Source organism: Arenimonas sp. (genome assembly GCF_019459675.1).
Classification (GTDB): domain Bacteria; phylum Pseudomonadota; class Gammaproteobacteria; order Xanthomonadales; family Xanthomonadaceae; genus Arenimonas.
The window spans coordinates 1-4,011 of sequence record NZ_JAIBFH010000279.1 but is presented as its reverse complement, the minus strand read 5'-3'; the positions used below and the strand labels follow the sequence as shown (position 1 = coordinate 4,011).

Genomic DNA, 4,011 nt, shown 5'->3' with positions numbered 1-4,011 from the left:
TGGCGTGCACCCAGCCGCCGTTCATGCCGAAGTGCATCCACAGCGTGAGCCCGAACACGAGCGCGATGCCGAACATCACGTGGCCGAAGCGGTAAAGCCGCCGGCCCATCAGCGCCAGCCGGTCGCGGACCGCCGGTTCGGCGCCGGCTTCGGCCAGGTTCACCAGGATGCGCGGCAGGTAGAACACCGTGGCCATCCAGGCGATGACGAACAGGACGTGGAAGAGTTTGGTCCAGAGATAAGCCATGCGTTTACTCCCAGAGGAGGCGGCAGGATGCCATGCCCGCGGCGGCAGGCACCACGAGGGCGGACAGCGGCGGGAAAAACCACACCGGTCAGGCGCTTGCGACGGCTTTAGGGTACAATGCGCGCCTGCTTCGTTTCCGTGGTGTGCCGGTATGCGAAGTCTCCCCGATGAAATCGGACCCAGACCTACGGACCTCCCATGACCGCCCAGACGACCGAGGCGCCCAGCGCGCCGATGCAATTCCGCGAACTCGCCCTCAGCGAGCCCCTGATCAAGGTGCTCGGCGAGCTCGGCTACGAGACGCCCTCCCCCATCCAGGCCGCCACCATCCCGCACCTGCTGGGTGGCCGCGACGTGCTGGGCCAGGCCCAGACCGGCACGGGCAAGACCGCCGCGTTCGCGCTGCCGATCCTGTCGCAGATCGACCTGAGCCAGACCAAGCCCCAGGCCCTGGTGCTGGCCCCGACCCGCGAGCTGGGCATCCAGGTGGCCGAAGCCTTCCAGCGCTACGCCACCCATATGCCGGGCTTCCACGTGCTGCCGATCTACGGCGGCCAGAGCTACGGCCCGCAGCTGCAGGCCCTGCGCCGCGGCGTGCACGTGGTGGTGGGCACCCCCGGCCGGATTATTGATCATCTCGAGAAAGGGTCGCTCGACCTGTCCCTGCTCAAGAACCTGGTGCTGGACGAAGCCGACGAAATGCTGCGCATGGGCTTCATCGACGACGTCGAAGCCATCCTCAAGAAGATGCCGGCCGTGCGCCAGACGGCGCTGTTCTCGGCCACCATGCCGCACGCCATCCGCCGCATTGCGCAGACCTATCTGAAGGACCCGGTGGAAGTCACCATCGAGGCCAAGACCCGCACCGCCGACAACATCCGCCAGCGCAGCTGGGAAGTCAGCGGCATGCACAAGCTCGACGCGCTCACCCGGATCCTGGAAGCCGAACCCTTCGACGCGATGATCGTGTTCGCGCGCACCAAGCTGGCCACCGACGAACTGGCCGAGAAGCTTCAGGCCAGGGGCTTCGCCGCCGCCGCCATCAACGGCGACGTGGTGCAGGCCCAGCGCGAACGCACCATCCAGCAGCTCAAGGACGGCAAGATCGACATCCTGGTCGCCACCGACGTCGCCGCCCGCGGCCTGGACGTGGAGCGCATCAGCCACGTGCTCAACTACGACGTGCCGCACGACACCGAAAGCTACGTGCACCGCATCGGCCGCACCGGCCGCGCCGGCCGCAGCGGCGAAGCGATCCTGTTCATCGCCCCGCGCGAGCGCAACCTGCTGCGCGCGATTGAACGTGCCACCCGCCAGCCGATCACGCCGATGGAGCTGCCGACCGTCGCCGACGTCAACGACGTGCGCAAGTCCAAGTTCAAGCAGCAGATCACCGACACCCTGGCCGCCGGCGAGCTCACCGAGTTCCGCAAGCTGATCGAGGACTACGAGCGCGAGCTGAACGTGCCCGCCATCGAGATCGCCACCGCCCTGGCCAAGATGGCCCGCGGCGACGTGCCGCTGCTGATGGTGCCGCCGAAGTTCGAGGCCAAGAAGCGCGCCTTCGACCATGACGTGGCCGCCGCCACCGACAAGTTCGCCCGCCCCTCGCGCTTCGACAAGCCCGAGCGCGGCGAGCGCCCGGCCCGTCCGGAGCGCGGTGACCGCCCCGAGCGCCCGGCGTTCCCGAAGAAGCAGCGCGAGGCGCGTGCGCCGGACGAGGGCAAGGCCACCTTCCGCATCGAAGTGGGCTACGACCACGGCGTGAAGCCGGGCAACATCGTCGGCGCCATCGCCAACGAAGCCGGCCTGGACGCCAAACACATCGGCCGCATCGAGATCTTCGAGGACCACACCCTGCTGGACCTGCCCGACGGCATGCCCGGCGACGTGATGACCCACCTCAAGACCGTCTGGTGCGCCGGCCAGCAGCTGCGCATCACCCGCGACGGCGAAACGCCGGACACGGCCGGCAAGTCGGCCGGCAAGAAGCCCTTCGCCAAGAAGGCCTTCGGCGGCGACAAGAAGGAGTTCGGCCCGCGCAAGTTCGGCGACAAGCCGCCCTTCAAGAAGCCGCACCGCAAGGGGCCGCCGACGGAATGACGTCGCGGCATGGCGCATGAAAAAGCCGGGGCATGCCCCGGCTTTTTTTGTGCGAACGATCCGGTACCGCGGGTCAGGCCGCCGGGCGGCGCCGGCGCAGCAGTGCGCGCACCGCCCAGCCCACGGCCAGCAGCACCAGCAGGAAGGGCAGCGTGGCCACCACCACCGTCACCAGCACGGCCACGCTGGCGTCGAGCACCGACAGCGAATCACGCAGCGCCTCGCCCAGCTCCGAGCTTTCCGCCGTCACCTGCGACGACTCGAAGCGCAGCGTGAGCAGGTTGGTGCTCAGGCGGCGCTGCTGCTGCGCCGCTTCCTGCTCGGAGGCCTGCAGTTCGGTTTCGATTTGCGCCAGCTGGTTGCTCAAGGCAATCAGGTCTTCGGCCTTGATGTCCCTGCGCGCCAGGAACTCGCTCAGGCGTTCGTGCTGGATGCGCAGGCGCTGCTGCCGCAGGCCGTTGTCGCGGACGGCGTCGGCCAGGTCCTCGGCCTCGGTGGCCCGCTGCGACAGTTCGCCGCCCTGCGCGGCCATCGCCACCAGCGGCTCGATCGCCTTGGGCTCGGCGCGCAGCTGCAGCTTGCCGCCCGGCCACTGGCCGCTGCTCTGTTCCTCGCCCAGCACGGTGCAGGTGCCGTGGCGGCCCTCCATGCAGGCCGTGCGGACGGCGGCTACCCGCTCGGCGATGGCGGCGGCCTCCAGGCGGACCGTGGCTTCGTGCGAATAGGCCAGGAAATTGCCCGGCGCGTTGGCCTGGCCGGTCAGCCCGGCGGGAGCCGCTTCGGCGGCGGCGTCGGCCTGGGAGTAGCCGTCCGTTTTCGCGCAGCCCGCGACGGTCACCAGCAGCAGGGCAGACAGGGAAAGGGCGATCCGCGACATGAGGGGTCCAGGCTGGAAGGGGTGTGTGCGAAGCGTATCCGAAGCCGTGCCCGCCGCGCGGCCTGCCCCGCTATCATTCGCGCCAGATGATTCCGTCCCGCCACCCCACCGGCCCCTCGACGCCATGAGCGTGCCCACCACCGACGTACTGGTGATCGGCGGCGGCGCCGCCGGCCTGTTCTGCGCGCTCACTGCCGGGCGCCGCGGCCGGCGCGTGCGCGTGGTCGAACACGCCAACCGCTGCGGCAAGAAGATCCTGATGTCGGGCGGCGGGCGCTGCAATTTCACCAACACCGGCACCACGCCGGCGAACTTCCTGTCGGCCAATCCGCACTTCTGCAAGTCGGCGCTGGCGCGCTACCGGCCCGAACATTTCATCGCGATGGTGGACGCGCACGGCATCGCCTGGCACGAGAAGGAACTGGGGCAGCTGTTCTGCGACGATTCGTCCAAGCAGATCGTGGCGATGCTGCTGGCCGAATGCGCCGACGCAGGGGTGCGGGTGGACGTGTCGTGCTCGGTGGAATCGGTGGCGGCGCTGCCGGGCGGCGGCTTCCGGGTGGCCACTTCGCAGGGCGTGGACGTGGTGGAGTCACTGGTGGTGGCCACGGGCGGCCTGTCGATCCCCAGCATGGGCGCCACCGGCTTCGGCTACGAACAGGCGCGCCACTTCGGCCCCCTGGTGGAGCCCCCCCCCGCGGGGCGCGTGCCCCGGGCCCGCCACCCCCAACACCACGACCCCAACCCCCCACACGCCGGCGGGGCCATACCGCGAGCACCCCCC

At 69.7% G+C, this 4,011-nt stretch carries 4 protein-coding genes; 2 read left to right on the top strand and 2 right to left on the bottom strand.

The annotated features are described in order from the left end of the window. Nucleotides 1-247: CopD family protein (locus K0M70_RS09315; RefSeq protein WP_290781556.1), on the bottom strand; the 247-nt coding region annotated here is incomplete at its 3' end. A 198-nt stretch (nucleotides 248-445) separates the two neighbouring features. Between K0M70_RS09315 and K0M70_RS09310 the strand changes: the two genes are divergently transcribed. Beyond that, entirely contained in the window at nucleotides 446-2,350 is a 1,905-nt protein-coding gene (locus tag K0M70_RS09310; RefSeq protein ID WP_290781554.1) for a DEAD/DEAH box helicase, read from the top strand. A 73-nt stretch (nucleotides 2,351-2,423) separates the two neighbouring features. Here K0M70_RS09310 and K0M70_RS09305 read toward each other — a convergent pair whose 3' ends face one another. Beyond that, on the bottom strand, nucleotides 2,424-3,227 hold the full coding sequence (locus K0M70_RS09305) for a DUF4349 domain-containing protein (RefSeq protein ID WP_290781552.1): 804 nt from the start codon (nucleotides 3,225-3,227) through the stop codon (nucleotides 2,424-2,426). A 124-nt stretch (nucleotides 3,228-3,351) separates the two neighbouring features. Between K0M70_RS09305 and K0M70_RS09300 the strand changes: the two genes are divergently transcribed. Then, nucleotides 3,352-4,011, top strand: a 660-nt coding sequence (locus K0M70_RS09300; RefSeq protein ID WP_290781550.1) for an aminoacetone oxidase family FAD-binding enzyme, incomplete at its 3' end; no start/stop codon positions are given.